15 protein-coding genes, 1 tRNA gene and 1 pseudogene are annotated in these 14,608 nt (G+C 62.0%); 11 read left to right on the top strand and 6 right to left on the bottom strand.

The annotated features are described in order from the left end of the window. The first annotated feature begins 251 nt into the window (after positions 1-251). A complete protein-coding gene (gene murA / locus ASD83_RS19850; RefSeq protein WP_056314149.1) occupies positions 252-1,544 on the top strand; it encodes a UDP-N-acetylglucosamine 1-carboxyvinyltransferase in 1,293 nt (430 codons plus the stop codon). Positions 1,545-1,673: 129 nt separating this feature from the next. On the opposite strand, the gene ASD83_RS19845 is transcribed toward murA, so the two are convergent. From ASD83_RS19845 to ASD83_RS19830, 4 genes are read right to left on the bottom strand one after another with little or no spacing between them, the layout of a single operon-like run. Then, positions 1,674-2,810: an ABC transporter permease gene (locus ASD83_RS19845; RefSeq protein WP_056314148.1), complete on the bottom strand. Its 1,137-nt coding sequence runs from the start codon at positions 2,808-2,810 to the stop codon at positions 1,674-1,676. Then, positions 2,807-3,745, bottom strand: a complete 939-nt coding sequence (locus ASD83_RS19840; protein ID WP_056314147.1) for an ABC transporter ATP-binding protein — start codon at positions 3,743-3,745, stop codon at positions 2,807-2,809. The genes ASD83_RS19845 and ASD83_RS19840 overlap by 4 nt, the downstream gene beginning before the upstream one ends. After that, positions 3,742-4,674, bottom strand: a complete 933-nt coding sequence (locus tag ASD83_RS19835; protein WP_056314146.1) for an HlyD family secretion protein — start codon at positions 4,672-4,674, stop codon at positions 3,742-3,744. Before ASD83_RS19835 ends, ASD83_RS19840 begins: the two co-directional genes overlap by 4 nt. Continuing rightward, positions 4,671-5,312, bottom strand: coding sequence for a TetR/AcrR family transcriptional regulator (locus ASD83_RS19830; RefSeq protein ID WP_156386062.1), 642 nt, complete (start codon positions 5,310-5,312; stop codon positions 4,671-4,673). Before ASD83_RS19830 ends, ASD83_RS19835 begins: the two co-directional genes overlap by 4 nt. Positions 5,313-5,609: 297 nt before the next feature. Here ASD83_RS19830 and ASD83_RS19820 point away from each other — a divergent pair, with 297 nt between their 5' ends. From ASD83_RS19820 to ASD83_RS19790, 8 genes and pseudogenes are all read left to right on the top strand, one after another. Next, the gene (locus ASD83_RS19820; RefSeq protein ID WP_056314143.1) at positions 5,610-6,044 is read left to right on the top strand and encodes a DUF2948 family protein; all 435 of its coding nucleotides are present in this window, start codon (positions 5,610-5,612) and stop codon (positions 6,042-6,044) included. 239 nt (positions 6,045-6,283) lie between these two features. Then, positions 6,284-7,576 carry a histidinol dehydrogenase gene (hisD, locus tag ASD83_RS19815; protein WP_056314142.1) on the top strand — a complete coding sequence of 431 codons (1,293 nt, stop codon included), beginning with the start codon at positions 6,284-6,286 and terminating at the stop codon, positions 7,574-7,576. Between the two features lie 8 nt (positions 7,577-7,584). Continuing rightward, positions 7,585-8,058, top strand: a pseudogene (locus ASD83_RS21415) (UPF0262 family protein); the annotation flags it as partial. A 57-nt stretch (positions 8,059-8,115) separates the two neighbouring features. Continuing rightward, a complete protein-coding gene (locus ASD83_RS21410; RefSeq protein WP_274532593.1) occupies positions 8,116-8,544 on the top strand; it encodes a low molecular weight phosphatase family protein in 429 nt (142 codons plus the stop codon). 75 nt (positions 8,545-8,619) lie between these two features. Next, positions 8,620-8,838 (top strand): translation initiation factor IF-1, encoded by a 219-nt coding sequence (infA, locus tag ASD83_RS19805; RefSeq protein WP_035082742.1) that lies wholly within the window; start codon positions 8,620-8,622, stop codon positions 8,836-8,838. A gap of 112 nt (positions 8,839-8,950) precedes the next feature. Then, positions 8,951-9,589, top strand: coding sequence for a Maf-like protein (locus ASD83_RS19800; RefSeq protein ID WP_056314141.1), 639 nt, complete (start codon positions 8,951-8,953; stop codon positions 9,587-9,589). Further along, positions 9,589-9,753, top strand: a complete 165-nt coding sequence (yacG, locus tag ASD83_RS19795; RefSeq protein WP_056314140.1) for a DNA gyrase inhibitor YacG — start codon at positions 9,589-9,591, stop codon at positions 9,751-9,753. The genes ASD83_RS19800 and yacG overlap by 1 nt, the downstream gene beginning before the upstream one ends. Positions 9,754-9,890: 137 nt before the next feature. After that, a tRNA-Phe gene (locus tag ASD83_RS19790) sits at positions 9,891-9,966 on the top strand. A gap of 50 nt (positions 9,967-10,016) precedes the next feature. Here ASD83_RS19790 and sthA read toward each other — a convergent pair. Together sthA and ASD83_RS19780 are read right to left on the bottom strand one after the other, a co-directional pair. Further along, a complete protein-coding gene (gene sthA / locus ASD83_RS19785; protein WP_056314139.1) occupies positions 10,017-11,489 on the bottom strand; it encodes a Si-specific NAD(P)(+) transhydrogenase in 1,473 nt (490 codons plus the stop codon). Positions 11,490-11,655: 166 nt separating this feature from the next. Beyond that, positions 11,656-12,483: a prephenate dehydratase gene (locus tag ASD83_RS19780; RefSeq protein ID WP_056314138.1), complete on the bottom strand. Its 828-nt coding sequence runs from the start codon at positions 12,481-12,483 to the stop codon at positions 11,656-11,658. Between the two features lie 259 nt (positions 12,484-12,742). On the opposite strand from ASD83_RS19780, the gene ASD83_RS19775 reads away from it, so the two are divergent. After that, positions 12,743-13,525 carry a c-type cytochrome gene (locus tag ASD83_RS19775; protein ID WP_082561375.1) on the top strand — a complete coding sequence of 261 codons (783 nt, stop codon included), beginning with the start codon at positions 12,743-12,745 and terminating at the stop codon, positions 13,523-13,525. A gap of 74 nt (positions 13,526-13,599) precedes the next feature. Then, positions 13,600-14,538, top strand: a complete 939-nt coding sequence (locus ASD83_RS19770) for a 2-hydroxyacid dehydrogenase (RefSeq protein ID WP_056314137.1) — start codon at positions 13,600-13,602, stop codon at positions 14,536-14,538. Positions 14,539-14,608: the final 70 nt, after the last annotated feature.

Below are 14,608 nucleotides of genomic sequence, written 5' to 3'. Positions count from 1 at the left end.
AAGATTGGCCGCAAAGCTTCGCGAGAACCTCAAGCGTCGAAAGGATCAGGCCAGGGCGCGCGCTGCCCGGGATGATGCTCCGGCACCCGAAACGATCGCGGTCAAGAAACCGTAAATCATTTTCGGGCGAACTAGGAACGTCACATATTCGCATAGAGCGCGGCTGGTCTGGCTTACGTGGCAACGAAGACCTCGCCTACCTCCCCCACAGGTAGAAGGCCCGATATGGGCCGGTTCAGAGGAACCATTTCATGGATCGTATTCGTTTGGTCGGCGGCAATCCGCTCAATGGGGACATCATCATTTCGGGCGCAAAAAATGCCGCCCTGCCCCTGATGATCGCTTCACTGCTCACCGATGAGCCCTTGGTGCTCAGCAATGTCCCCCGGCTTGCCGACGTAAAACAGCTCGAACGCATTCTCGAAAATCACGGCGTCGATATCGCCGTGCATGGCCGCCGTCGCGGCGAAGCCGATGGCGTCGGCCAGCGCATGACCTTTCATGCCGCCGATATCGTCGACACCACCGCGCCCTATGATCTCGTCTCGAAAATGCGCGCCAGTTTCTGGGTCATCGGGCCGCTGCTCGCCCGTTGCCACGAGGCGCGCGTCTCGCTTCCCGGTGGCTGCGCCATCGGCACGCGGCCGGTCGATCTCTTCCTCTTTGGGTTGAAGGAACTCGGTGCCGAAATCGACATCGACGAAGGCTATGTGGTTGCCCGCGCCCCCAAGGGTGGCCTTGTCGGCAATCGCATCGTGTTCCCGAAAGTGTCGGTGGGCGCGACCCATACGCTCTTGATGGCCGCGACCCTCGCCAAGGGCACGACGGTGATCGAGAACGCGGCGCAGGAGCCCGAGATCACCAATGTCGCCGAATGCCTCGTTGCCATGGGTGCAAAAATTTCGGGCATCGGCACGCGCACGCTGACCATTGAAGGCGTCGAAAAGCTGCATGGCGCCACGGTGGACGTCATTCCCGATCGCATCGAAACCGGCACTTTTGCCATGGCTGCGGCCATGACCGGTGGCGACGTTTTGCTGCGCGGTGCGCGGCCCGAGCATCTGCAATCGGCGCTCGATATCCTGGCCCGTACCGGTGTCGATCTCACGGTCGAAGCCGATGGCGTGCGCGTCAAGCGCAATGGCAATGGCATTCAACCGGTCGATATCGAAACCCATCCGTTCCCCGGCTTCCCAACCGATTTGCAGGCCCAGTTCATGGCGCTGATGACCATGAGCCAAGGGGTTAGCCATGTGCGCGAAACCATTTTCGAAAACCGCTACATGCACGTGGCCGAACTGGCCCGCTTCGGCGCCGATATCGCCGTCGATGGGCAGGTGGCGACCATTCACGGCAAATCCCAACTGAGGGGTGCGCAGGTGATGGCGACGGATCTTCGCGCCTCCGTGTCGCTGGTCATCGCCGGGCTCGCGGCCAAGGGCGAGACGGTGGTCAATCGCATCTATCACCTCGACCGCGGCTTTGAGCGGCTCGAAGACAAGCTGTCGCGCTGCGGCGCGGAGATTGAACGGCTGGCAGGCTAGGGCGCGGCCCGAAGGGCGAAATCGCTCCAGTGGAGCGATTTTAGCGCGCTAGGCCATGAGAGCTACGCTCGAATGGCGGGCGACGACGAAAATATAGAAAGGCCCGGCGCTTGCGCCGGGCCTTTTGGTTCAATCCAGCGTCTGCCGATAACGCAGCATCGCCGCCACGGTGATCACCAGCACGATCACCCCGAGCGCGGCCAGTTCCGCGGTGACGTCGAACGTTCCCGCGCCCTTGAGCATCACCTTGCGAATCAGCCGGATGAAGTGGGTCGCCGGCACGCCGGTGCCGATGGCCTGCGCCCATTGGGGCATACCGGCAAAGGGGAACATGAAGCCCGAAAGCAGGATCGAGGGCAGGATGGTGAAAAAGCTCAGCTGCATGGCCTGCATCTGGTTTTTCGCCACCGTGGAAATGAGAAACCCCAGCGCCAGATTGCCCAGGACGAAAAGATTGAAGCCGAAGAAGAAGGCGGTGAACGTGCCGGTAAAGGGCACGCGGAAGAGAACAAAGGCGGCGAGGAGAAACACTGCGGTCTGCACGTAGCCAACAAGGACATAGGGCAGGATTTTGCCCGCCATGACTTCGAGCGGGGTCACCGGCATGGAAATCAGCATTTCCATCGTGCCGCGCTCGCGCTCCTTGACGATAGCGACGGCGGTGATCATCACCATGGTCATGGAGAGGATGATGGCCAAGAGCCCCGGCACGATATTGGTCGAGGTTTTTCCTTCGGGATTATATTGCCGGTGGACGATCACCTCAAAAGGCAGCGGCGCGCCCGCGGCGGGCGAAAGCGGGCCGGTGAGCGTCTGGGCGATGGCGCCATTGACAATGCCGCTCATGGCCGCCGCAGCGCCGCTCACGGCCGAGGGGTCGGACGCGTCGGCAGCGATGAGGAGATTGGGCCGCAACCCGCGCACAACGTCGCGCTCGAAATCGGCGGGGATGACCACGACGAAATTGGCTTCGCCGCGCCGTAGCGCCTCTTCGCCCGCATCAGGGCCGCGCACCTCGCCGATGAAATCGAAATAGCCCGAGGTATCCATGCCCGCCAGCAGCGCCCGGGTCAGCGGTCCGTCATCGTTGACCTCCACCAGCGTCGGCAGGTGCCTGGGATCAGCATTGATGGCGAAACCGAACAGCATCAGCTGAATGATGGGCAGGCCGATCATCATGCCAAAGGTGACGCGGTCGCGCCGCATCTGGATGAATTCTTTCCAGAGCACGGCGACGAAGCGGCTGAGTGAAAATCGCAGGTTCATGCCGCGTCGCGCGAAAAATTATCCCGCGCCCCCGCCATGAGATAGATAAACGCCTCCTCAAGCCCCGCCGGCACCTCGCTCCAGCGTTGTTTTCCGTCCGCGCGGCATTTTGCCACGGTGGCCGCCAAAGCCGCTGCGTCCGTGCCCGACACATGCAGCGCCGAGCCGAAGCGCGCCGCCTGCTCGACGCCCGGCTCACCCTTCAGCGCATCTTCGAGCGCCACCAGCTCCGGCCCTTCGGCCCGCCAGGTGGTCAGCCCCACCATGGTGGGGATCTCCGTCGCCCGCCCGTCGATCAGTTTTTTGCCATAGGCGATATAGGTGATGAAATCGCACTGAATGGCTTCGTCCATGTAATGGGTCGAGACCAGCACGGTGACGCCGGCCTTGGAAAGCCGCCTGATCTCATCCCAAAAATCGCGCCGCGCCTTGGGGTCGACGCCGGCCGTCGGCTCGTCGAGCAGCAGGAGTTTGGGGTCGTGGATCAGACACGCCGCCAGCGCCAGCCGCTGCTTCCAGCCACCCGAGAGTGTCCCCGCCAATTGCCCTGCCCTATCGGCCAGCCCGAGATCCGCCAGCGCCCCATCGACGCGGCTCTTCCGGTCCTTCACCCCATACATCCGCGCCACGAAATCGAGATTTTCGCGAATGGTCAGGTCCTCATAAAGGCTGAATTTCTGGGTCATATAGCCCACTTCGGCCTTGATCTTCCCCGCCTCGCGCCGCACGTCGAAACCAAGGCATTGCCCCTCGCCCTCATCGGGCAACAAGAGGCCGCAGAGCATGCGAATGGTCGTCGTCTTGCCCGAGCCATTGGGTCCCAGAAACCCGTAAATCGCGCCCCTGGGCACGGCGATATCGAAATGATCGACCACCATCTTGTCGCCAAAGCGCTTGGTCAGCCCCTTCACGTCGATGACGCGCTCTTGGCTCATGGCAGCACGGTCACCGGCTGGCCCGGCTGCAATTTCGCGGCATCGTCGAGCCGGGCTTCAACGAGATAAACCAGCCGGCTGCGCTCCTCCGTTGAATAGATCACCGGCGGGGTCGTCTGCGCTTCGCTCGCGATATGCACCACCGTCGCCGCCATATCGGCGCAGCCATCGCAGGTGACCGTCACCGCCTGCCCGACCGAGAGGCTCGACCGCGCGGTTTCGGGCACGAAGAATCGTGCTTCGAGCGCCCGCGCCGGCAGGATGGAAGCGATCGGGGTCCCCACGGCCGCCACTTCCCCCGCCGCATAATAGAGCTTTTCAATGACGCCCGCCGCAGGCGCATGCACTTGCCGTTCGGCAAAATCGATCCGCGCCCCTTCGGCATCGGCTTCGGCCGCGGCAAGATTGGCCTCCGCCGCCACCTGCTGGCCCGAACGCGCCGGCAATTCGGCGACGGCAAGCTGCGCTTTCAATTGGTTCACCTGCGCCTCGGCCGAAGCCAGCGCATTGCGATCCACTTCGACCTTGGCCGCGGAAACCGAGCCCGCCTTTTCCAGCTGCTCGCTGCGCATGAGATTGGTTTTTGCCAGCCCAAGGTCCGCCTCGGCCTTGCCCAATGAAGCGCGGATGACATCAAGCTCCTCGCTGCGGCTGCCGGTTTCGAGATTTTCGAGCGTCGCCCGCGCCGCCGCCACCCGCGCCTCGGCCGCCGATAGCAGGGCCTGCTGCTGGCTCTGGTCGAGCACCAGCAAGAGGTCGCCCTCGGCCACCGTCTGCCCTTCGACAACGGCGATCTCGGTGATCCGCCCCGCGCTCACCGGCGCGACATAAACATAGTCGGCCTCGATATAGCCGGTAAAACCCGCAGGCCCCGCCGGCGAAAACAACGCCAAAACCGCCGCCATTAGCCCGCCGAAAAAGTCGTTCATGGCGTCTCCTCTCCGCCCGCGGGCGAAATGCCGTGAAACAGGATATCGAGGTGATTTTCCACCAGCCGGTCGAGCGCCAGCCCCTCTTCGGGCCGCATGCCAAACACTTCGCTCAGCGCCACATGCGCGAGAATCGGCCCGATAATGGAGCGCACCGTCATTTCTGGATCGACGTTTCGCAACTGCCCCGAGGCAACGCCCCGCGCAACGAGCGCGGTCAGCACCGGGATCACCTTGCCCAGCACTTCGCGCCGATAGAGTTCGACAAGGCCGGGAAAATTCATGATTTCGCGGAGGATCAGCCGCGGCACAGCGAGATTGTTCGGATCGGCCAGCAGCGTTTGCAACATATGCACCAGCATGGCGATGGGCAGGCGCGGATCGCCGTCAAAACGCGCCATATCCGGCACCGCCCGCTCGGCAATCGGCGCCACTGCGCGCCGCACGATCCCCTCCATCAGCGCCTCCTTGGAGGGAAAGTAGAGATAGACCGTACCCTTGGAAACACCCGCCCGCCGCGCCACCTCGTCCACCCTGGCCGCAGCAAAACCCTTCTCGGAAAATACGGCCAAAGCCGCATCCAGCATCTCATCCGGCCGCGCCTCAGCCCGCCGGCGGAATTTTTTGTCACTCGTCATGGGGCGATTATAACTGACTGACTGGTCAGTTATCAAGAGAGTTGTTAACGCCCCTGCCTCCCGGTCACCCCCTCCCATCCTCCCCCATCAAGGGGGAGGTGTTGCATCGAGTGTGAGGCAAGGTCTCACCCAACCCACCAGCCGGCACCTCCCCCTTGATGGGGGAGGATGGGAGGGGGTGGTGGCACATACCGAAGCATGCAACGCCTGCCCCCCCAATTGCCCCCGCCCCTGCAAGCTTGTAGATCAGCCCATGCATGACCAAATGTGGCAGAACCATTTTTGCGAGCTGACCCTATGACCGATCTCAAGCTACTGGCGCTTGATACTGAAGACCTCGCCGTGCTTTCCGCCCATGTGCAGGATGCCGTCGTGCGCGTCGTCGATATGGGCTATGCCCGCGGCGACAAGCGCTTTGCCCTGTTGATGAACCGCTACGACTGGACCGAGGACAAGCCGCGGAGCAAGGGCCTCCGCAAACGCTCTGGCCTCCATTTCGACCGCGTGCAAAGCGTCGCCTATGCCGGCTTTGATCCCGCCTCGGCCGAAGGCGTGCTCAATCTCCTGGCGCTGAGCTTTGTTCCATCCCCCGATGGCGTTTCAGGCGTGGTGGAAATCACCTTTGCCGGCGGCGGCACCGTGCGGCTGACGGTGGAAGTGCTCGAGGCAAGGCTGGCCGATCTTGGCGCCGCCTGGGCTGCCGCGGCAAAGCCGGGGCACAAGCTCGATTGATTTTGGGGCTTCTGCGCGCGGGGCCCCACCCCCACCCATCCTCCCCCATCAAGGGGGAGGTGTTGCATCGAGTTTGAGACTGGCTCTCGTCCCAACCGCCAGACCGGCACCTCCCCCTTGATGGGGGAGGCTGGGAGGGGGTGACGGGAGCCCCGCTCTCCCGGCCGCCCCCATTCCCCCTTGCGATCAAACTCCCCATGGGGATAGATCGCATCACTCCATTCCGACCCGGACCGCCAATGCCTTTACGCCTCGACAGCGCCGCTGATGATTTCGAATCCCGCTTTGTCGAGCTGCTCGCCAGCAAACGCGAAGCCTCCCAGGAAGTGGGCGATGTGGTCGCCGGCATCATTGCCGATGTCCGCGCCCGCGGCGACGAGGCGGTGGTCGAGCTTACAAACAAATTCGACAAGGCCGCCGTCACCCCCGAAACACTGCGCTTTTCGGCCGAGGAAATCGCTGAAGCCGCCGCCCGGGTCACCCCCGATGTGCGCGAAGCGCTGCAGACCGCGCATGACCGCATCAAGTCGCATCACGAGCGGCAGATGCCCAAAGACGATGTCTATACCGACGCGCTCGGCGTCACTCTCGGCTCGCGCTGGACCGCTATCGACGCCGTCGGCATCTATGTGCCCGGGGGCCTTGCCTCATACCCCTCTTCGGTGCTGATGAATGCCGTGCCGGCTAAAGTCGCCGGCGTCTCGCGCATCGCCATGGTCGTGCCCACGCCCAATGGGCAACTGGCCTCGGCCATTCTCTGCGCCGCCCAAATTGCCGGCGTCACCGAAATCTACCGCGTCGGCGGCGCCCAGGCTGTAGCCGCCCTCGCTTATGGCACCAGTGCCATTGCCCGCGTCGACAAGATCATGGGCCCCGGCAATGCCTTTGTTGCCGCAGCCAAGCGCCAGGTGTTCGGCCAGGTCGGCATCGACCTCATCGCCGGCCCCTCCGAAGTCCTCGTCATTGCCGACCACTCGGCCAATCCCGCCTGGGTCGCCGCCGATCTCATCGCCCAGGCCGAACATGGCGGCGGCGCACAGTCGATCCTCGTCACCACCGATGAAAGACTGGCCGATGCCGTGGAAGCCGAAGTCGATCGCCAGTTGAGCCTCCTCCCCAAGGAATCCATCGCCCGGGAAGGCTGGGACACCTTCGGCGCCGTCATCACCGTCGATACGCTTAAAACGGCAACCAACCTCGCCAATCGCATCGCCTCCGAGCATGTGGAGCTCGCAATCGACGACCCGCAATCGCTGGTCCCGGCCATCCGCCATGCCGGCGCGATCTTTCTGGGCCACCACACGCCCGAAGCCATCGGCGACTATGTCGGTGGCTCCAACCACGTCTTGCCCACCGCCCGCTCGGCGCGCTTTGCCTCGGGCCTCGGCGTGCTCGATTTCGTCAAGCGCACCTCGATCCTCGGCTGCACGCCCTCCTCGCTTTCGGCTCTCGCCGAAGCGGCGGTGACCATTGCCGAAGTCGAAGCGCTCGATGGCCACGGGCGCTCCATTTCGATTCGGCTCAACCGTTGAGCATTTCGATGGGCACAAGCGAGGCGGCCTCCAGCACCAATCGCCTGGTCACCGTCACGCTCGACCCCAATACGATCACCTCGATCAATCCCGACGAGGTGCATGAATGGCGCATCGCCATTTATGACCTCCTCGAATCCAACAGTTTTCGTCCGGCCCGCGTCGCTGCCGAAGGCCCCTATGCGCTCCACGTCTCGATCATCGGCAATTCCATCGTGCTCGACGTGCGCCATCCGGAAACCTTTCAGCCGATCGCTGCCCACTACATTTCGCTGACCCCGTTCCGCCGGCTGATTCGCGACTATTTCCGTATTCGCGACGCCTATTACGAGGCGATCCGTTCCGCCCAACCCTTCCAGATCGAAACCGTCGACATGGCGAGGCGCGGCATGCACAACGAAGCAGCCGAACTCCTGCGCACGCGGCTCCACAACAAGATCATCATCGATCTCAACACCGCGCGGCGCCTCTTCACCCTGATTTGCGCCGTCCAGCCCTATGCGAGCCGCATCGACGAGGCGACGAGCGAACTGCCCTCTGTGCTGTTCGTCTGCTCGATGAATTCGGTGCGCTCGCCCATCGCCGCGGCTCTCGCCCGCCAAGCCTTTCCCGGCCGCATCATCGCGCGCTCGGTGGGCGTCAATGGCGGCAAGGCCGATCAGTTCGTCTATGAGGTCATGGAAGAAATCGGCATTGATATGTCGATCCATACGCCCCATATTCTCGATGAGCTCGTTGCAAACCGCTTCGATCTCGTCATCACCCTGTCCGATGACGCCCCCGATGCAGTAGCCCGCAAGGGTCTCGAGGCCGGCGAAATCGAACAATGGACCGTGCCGGACCCTTCGCTTGTCGAAGGCAGCCGCGAGGTAGTTCTGTCGGCCTATCGCGAACTTCGCGACGGTCTCAGACGCCGCGTTCGCACTCGTTTGGAACCACTGGTTTCCGGTAGTTCACAAAGCCACTGATTTGCAGTAGGTTCCGCCCAAATTTGCGGCCGCCGCCGAGCAGTTTCGCTCGCGGGGGTCTTCCCAGGAGAAAGTATGGCCAAAGAAGAAGTGCTCGAATTCCCGGGCGTGGTCACCGAATTGCTTCCCAACGCGACCTTCCGGGTCAAATTGGAAAACGAACACGAGATCATCGCTCACACCGCTGGCCGCATGCGCAAGAATCGCATTCGCGTTCTCGCCGGCGACAAGGTGCTGTGTGAAATGACCCCCTATGACCTCACCAAGGGTCGTATCACCTATCGTTTCAAGTAGTTTGGCGCGACCACCCAAAGGGTGGTCAAAACGCTCCAGTGGAGCGTTTTGAGCGACAAACGCCCTGAGCCATGCGAAGGGCCGTCCTGTTTCAGCGGAGCGCGACGTCATCATGGCCTCAAGGCCCGAATTAATCCTGGCTTCCGCCTCGCCGCGCCGGCTTGCATTGCTCAACCAGATCGGCATCGAGCCCGAGCATCTGGTTCCGGCCCATGTCGACGAGACGCCCGAAAAAGGCGAATTGCCGCGCAAGCTTGCCGGTCGCCTGGCTGAACTGAAAGCCCTCACCGCCCAGCACAAGGCCCGCGTCGCCGGTTTCGGCTCCGACGCATTGGTCCTTGCTGCTGATACGGTGGTGGCGGTCGGCCGGCGCATCCTGCCCAAGGCCGAGACCATGGAAGAGGCATCCGATTGCCTCCGCCTGCTCTCGGGCCGCGCGCACCGCGTCTATACCGGCGTTACGCTCCTCACGCCCTCCGGCGCCAAGCGGCAGCGGATCGTTGAAACGCGCCTCCGCTTCAAGCGCCTCTCGACCCGCGAAATGGAAGCCTATCTCGCCAGCGCCGAATGGCGCGACAAGGCGGGCGGCTACGCCATCCAGGGCATCGCCGGCTCGTTTGTCGTCAAACTCTCCGGCTCCTATTCCGGCGTCGTCGGCCTGCCGCTCCATGAAGTCACCCAGCTTCTCGCCGGCGAGGGCTATCCCGTCCATTTCAACTGGCTCAACCAGTCGAGCCTGACGGGCGTCTGATGGCGGAAAGAAAGTGCCCCATCTGCGGCAAGGCCATGGTCGAAAAATTCAAGCCGTTCTGCTCGAAGCGTTGCGCCGATGTCGATCTCAATCGCTGGCTCACCGGCTCCTATGTCATCCCCGCGCGGGATGACGAGCCACTCCCGCAAAACGACGACGAATAGGCGCTTCGGCTAACCTCGTGGGTAACAGTCTGCTAACGAACTAGCCTCTTTATCCACATAGCGTTTTCGCGCTTGCGCAGGCAAAAACGATTGCCTATAAGGCCCGTGGCTCGCAGCCAAAGGCCTGCGAAATAGATGCCCGAGTAGCTCAGTTGGTAGAGCAGCGGATTGAAAATCCGCGTGTCACTGGTTCGATTCCGGTCTCGGGCACCACCACTTTTCTCCCCACGAAACCTAATGTTCTGCTCGCTGTTGCGGGAGCGTTACGCCCCCGCTTTTCCGGCATGCACCTTGCGACGCGTTACTTCGATTTCGGGCTCTTCCATCACTTCGGCGATCGGCTTGGTGCGCGGCATGCGGTTCCAGGCGTCGAGCGCGGCGATCTTGTAAGCTTCGGCAAGTGTCGGATAATTAAAGGTATTTTCGACGAAATAGTCGAGAGTGGCGCCGAGGTTGAGCACGGCCTGGCCGATATGGATCAGCTCGGTCGCGCCCTCGCCGACGATGTGCACGCCCAAGAGTTTGCGGGTTTCGAGCGAGACGATCATTTTCATCATGCCCGATTGCAGCCCCATAATGTGGCCGCGCGAAGTTTCGCGGAAACGGGCAACGCCGCATTCATAAGGAATATTCTGCGCCCGCACCTGCTGCTCGGTCAGGCCGACCGTCGAAATTTCCGGCACGGCATAAATGCCATAGGGGAAAAACTCCGGCGCCGGCGGCATCGATGCACCGAAAGCATGGAGCGCCGCGATCCGGCCCTGCTCCATCGAAGTCGAGGCGAGCGAGGGAAATCCGATAACATCGCCAGCAGCATAGATGTTTCGCACGTCGGTCTGAAAGGTTGCAGGATCGACTTTCAACCGGCCGCGTTCGTCGGGCACGACGCCGCACGCTTCAAGGCCCAGGTCATCGGTGGCGCCCATGCGACCGGCGGCGTAGAGCAGCATGTCGGACCGGATCTGGCGACCATCGGTGAGGATGGTGATGGCCCAGCCCTGCGCATCCTTTTCGACGCGATCGACCTTGGCGCCGAGACGTATGGTCATGCCGCGCTTGCGCAGGTCATGAGAGAATTCCTCGATGATCTCGCGGTCGATAAATTCGAGATAGCTTTCGCGTGGTTCGATCAGGGTGACCGGCACGTCAAGCGCGGAGAAAATCGTAGCATATTCAATGCCGATAACGCCCGCCCCGATCACCGTCAGGCTGCGCGGCACGCGCGGTTCGGCAACGAGGCTATCGCTGTCGAGAATGGTGTGATTGTCGAACGGAATATTGGAGGGCCGGAAGGGCGCCGTGCCAACCGCAATAACCGCAAAATCAAAGCCGAAGAGGTGATCATCGCCATTCTGGTCGGTAACGATCAGATGATGGTCGTCGCGGAAGCGCGCCTTGCCGGCGAAGGTGCGAACGCCGTTGCGGGCGAACTGGTGCTCGAGCACTTCGATTTCATAGTCGAGTGTCTTCTGGAGGCGCGCCCCGAGATCCTTGCCCTCGATATCCTTCTTGACGCGATAGGAAAGGCCGTAAAAGCCGCGCTCGCGCCAACCGGAAAGGTTGAGCACCGTCTCACGCAGGGTTTTGGACGGAATCGTGCCGGTATGCACGGATACCCCGCCGAGGCGCGTGCGGCTTTCGACCACGAGAACGGATTTGCCGAGCTTGGCGGCCTGAATGGCAGCGCGACGGCCGGCTGGCCCCGAACCGATGACGATGAGATCGAAATGTTCCAACGAAAGGCCCCTGTATCCGACGCGTGCAGACTAAGCCGCAAGGATGACAACACAATTGCACTGGGCCGCACAGCCCCGAAGGGGGCTGGCAGATATGCAGTTTCGGCACGTTAGCCGATATGTATTACCAATCGCTTCGGACCCGCTGGAGGGCCGGACGCCGGGATCAGGCCTGTTCGGAAGCCGGATAGACGCCCAGAATGCTGAACTGGTCAGTAAAAAACTTCAGTTCATCAAAGGCGTGCTGAACTCCGACATCGTCGGGATGACCTTCGATATCGGCATAGAACTGGGTTGCCGTGAAAGCGCCACCGACCATGTAGCTTTCGAGCTTGGTCATGTTGACGCCATTGGTGGCAAAGCCGCCCATGGCCTTGTAAAGCGCGGCCGGCACGTTGCGCACGCGGAAGATGAAGGTGGTCTTCACCTTGCCCTGTTGCGGGGCGAGCTTTTCCTTGGGCGAGAGCACGAGGAAGCGGGTCGTATTGTGATCGGCGTCTTCGATATTGCTGGCCAGGACGTTGAGGCCATAGATCTCGCCGGCAAAGCGCGAGGCGATTGCGGCGACGGATTTGTCGGCCTTTTGAGCGATTTCGCGGGCCGAACCGGCGGTATCCACGGCATTGATGGTGCGGAAGCCGTTTTGGGAGATGAAGCGGCGGCACTGGCCGAGGGCGACGGACAGCGACTGGACCGCCTTGATATCCTCGAGCGTCGCGCCCGGTACGCCGAGCAGGTTCATTTCGACGCGAAGGTAGGTCTCGCCAATGATGAAGAGGCCGCTTTCGGGCAGCAGGTGGTGAATATCGGTAATCCGCCCATAGAGCGAATTTTCGACCGGAACCACGGCAAAATCGGCCTTGCCCGACTGCACGGCATTGAGCGTTTCCTCAAAGGTCACGCAGCCCACGAACTCTTGGCCGGGAAATACATTGGCGGCCGCGGCGTGGCTGAAAGCCCCGGGTTCACCTTGAAAGGCTATTTTCTTGCTCATGGGATGTCCGTTCATCTAGCCCTGCGGGCTTTAGTCCCGGCGCCCTGGGGTGTCAATCGGAGGTTGCCAAGGCTAAATAGGCATGACATTGGGGGAATTGTCGCATCTGGGGATTGCCCTGTTGCGCCTCACGAGGCGTAATACTATCTTCCGCGCGCGTCGAACCGGACTTGTTGAGGCAGGCTTTCTTTTTTGAAAGCCGGTAGTTGGGCCCGGTTCGTTCAATGTCCACCCGGGGATGGACCGGCAGAGAGACCAAATGGATTCGTTTGAGCTAAACAAGATTATGGGCGCCGTCCTTGGCACACTGATGTTTGTCATGGGCGTGGGCTTCCTGGCTGAGGCCATCTACCACCCAATCGAAGACCGCGGCCCGGGCTATGCCCTGCCGGAACCGGAAGTGGCTGCTGCCGGTGGTGCGGCGGAAGCTGCACCCGAAGTTCCGCTCGGGGTGCTCCTTGCCAGTGCCAGCGCCGAACGCGGCGCCGCTGCCGTGCGCAAGTGCCAGTCCTGCCACAACTTTGGCGAAGGCGAGCCCAACAAGCAGGGCCCGAACCTCTACCACATCGTTGGTGCCACCAAGGCGCATATGCCTGACTTTGCCTATTCGGACATTCTGCTCCAGCAGAAGGCTGACGGCCAGGTCTGGTCCTATGAGAACCTCAACACCTTCCTGACCAATCCCAAGGCCTATGCTCCGGGCACCAAGATGACCTTTGCCGGTGTCCGTTCGCCGGAAGAGCGCGCCGACATCCTGGCCTATCTCCAGACCCTGTCTCCCGACCCGTTACCCTTCCCGGCTGCCGAGGAAGCTCCGGCAACCGCAGAAGAAGCTGGGACCCCGGCCGAATCGGCACCCGGTGGCGAAGTTACGCCCGCTGAAGTGACCGCGCCTCCGTCCGACAGTGCGACGCCAACCGCTCCGGCGGCAGCAACCGACACGCCATCGACGACGCAGACGGAAACCAATGTCGAGGGGACACCGGCTGCCGGCGGTGCTGCCACCCAGGCTCCCGCCGCGACGCCCGCGACCTCCCATTGAAGCCGTTACGGTTTCATCCAATTGCATAAGCCGCGCCACGAGCGCGGCTTTTTTCTTGAGGAAGGCCTGCCACCTTGTTGCTCCTGCACCTGACCAATATCGACGAGGCCAGTTGGGCCCAATCCTTTCGCGAGGCTCTGGCGCCTTATCCGGTCGTGCTGCGCGGCGACGACTTCGATCCTGCCGATATACGCTATATCTTTGTCTGGAAGCCGCAAGCCGATGCCTTTGAGGGGCTGACAGGGCTGGAAGTCATTCTCTCGCTCGGCGCTGGCGTCGATGCATTGTTGCAGCACCCGAATCTGCCCGACCTTCCCATCGTTCGCTTTGTCGATGAGGACCTCAGCCAGCGCATGAGCGACTATGTGGTTGCTCATGTCACCATGCACCACCGGCAATATACGCGCTTTCATCAGGACCAGAAGGCGCGCCGCTGGAGTCAGTATTACCCGCCCGCAGCCAGCGAAACCACGGTCGGGATCATGGGCATGGGTGTGTTGGGGCAAGACGCCGCCCGTCGGCTCAAGCCGCTGGGCTTTTCCCTCAGAAGCTGGAGCCGTACGCCCAAGGCCGTCGAGGGCGTCGAGTCCTTTGCCGGCGATGATGGATTTGAGCCATTCCTCAGCGGCACCGATATTCTGGTGAACCTCCTGCCGCTGACGCCCGACACAAAAGGCATTCTCAGTAGCGATACATTCGCCAAACTGCGGCGCGGCAATTTTGAAGGCGGGCCGGTGATCATCAACGCGGCGCGCGGCGGACACCAGCGTGAAGCCGATATCGTTTCGGCACTGACCGATGGTACGCTGGGCGCCGCCAGCCTCGATGTCTTCGAGGTCGAACCGCTGCCACAGAGCAGCCCTCTCTGGGGCATCGAGAACTGCTATATCACCCCCCATATTGCGGCCATTTCCAATGAAAAGAGTGGGGTGCGCTATTTTGCGCAGATCGTTAGAGATCACCGCGCGGGCAAGCCTTTGATCAATGTGGTGGACCGGCAGCGCGGTTATTGACGCAAATTTCACTGGCCAGCGGCGAAAATCCCCCTAAACCTTATTATCCACGCGATGAGTTACAGGGACC

Source organism: Devosia sp. Root685 (assembly GCF_001427875.1).
Taxonomy (GTDB): domain Bacteria; phylum Pseudomonadota; class Alphaproteobacteria; order Rhizobiales; family Devosiaceae; genus Devosia.
The sequence above is the reverse complement of the archived record's forward strand: the minus strand, read 5'-3'. Positions and strand labels throughout refer to the sequence as shown.

What these genes read in the sequence shown, in the direction of transcription:
- infA (WP_035082742.1), top strand. Translation starts at nt 8,620, where the DNA reads ATGGCCAAAGAAGAAGTGCTCGAATTCCCGGGCGTGGTCACCGAATTG.
- ASD83_RS19835 (WP_056314146.1), bottom strand. Translation starts at nt 4,674, where the DNA reads ATGAACGACTTTTTCGGCGGGCTAATGGCGGCGGTTTTGGCGTTGTTT.
- ASD83_RS19800 (WP_056314141.1), top strand. Translation starts at nt 8,951, where the DNA reads ATGGCCTCAAGGCCCGAATTAATCCTGGCTTCCGCCTCGCCGCGCCGG.
- ASD83_RS19780 (WP_056314138.1), bottom strand. Translation starts at nt 12,483, where the DNA reads ATGAGCAAGAAAATAGCCTTTCAAGGTGAACCCGGGGCTTTCAGCCAC.
- ASD83_RS19820 (WP_056314143.1), top strand. Translation starts at nt 5,610, where the DNA reads ATGACCGATCTCAAGCTACTGGCGCTTGATACTGAAGACCTCGCCGTG.
- ASD83_RS19845 (WP_056314148.1), bottom strand. Translation starts at nt 2,810, where the DNA reads ATGAACCTGCGATTTTCACTCAGCCGCTTCGTCGCCGTGCTCTGGAAA.
- ASD83_RS19840 (WP_056314147.1), bottom strand. Translation starts at nt 3,745, where the DNA reads ATGAGCCAAGAGCGCGTCATCGACGTGAAGGGGCTGACCAAGCGCTTT.
- ASD83_RS19830 (WP_156386062.1), bottom strand. Translation starts at nt 5,312, where the DNA reads ATGACGAGTGACAAAAAATTCCGCCGGCGGGCTGAGGCGCGGCCGGAT.
- hisD (WP_056314142.1), top strand. Translation starts at nt 6,284, where the DNA reads ATGCCTTTACGCCTCGACAGCGCCGCTGATGATTTCGAATCCCGCTTT.
- ASD83_RS19775 (WP_082561375.1), top strand. Translation starts at nt 12,743, where the DNA reads ATGGATTCGTTTGAGCTAAACAAGATTATGGGCGCCGTCCTTGGCACA.
- murA (WP_056314149.1), top strand. Translation starts at nt 252, where the DNA reads ATGGATCGTATTCGTTTGGTCGGCGGCAATCCGCTCAATGGGGACATC.
- yacG (WP_056314140.1), top strand. Translation starts at nt 9,589, where the DNA reads ATGGCGGAAAGAAAGTGCCCCATCTGCGGCAAGGCCATGGTCGAAAAA.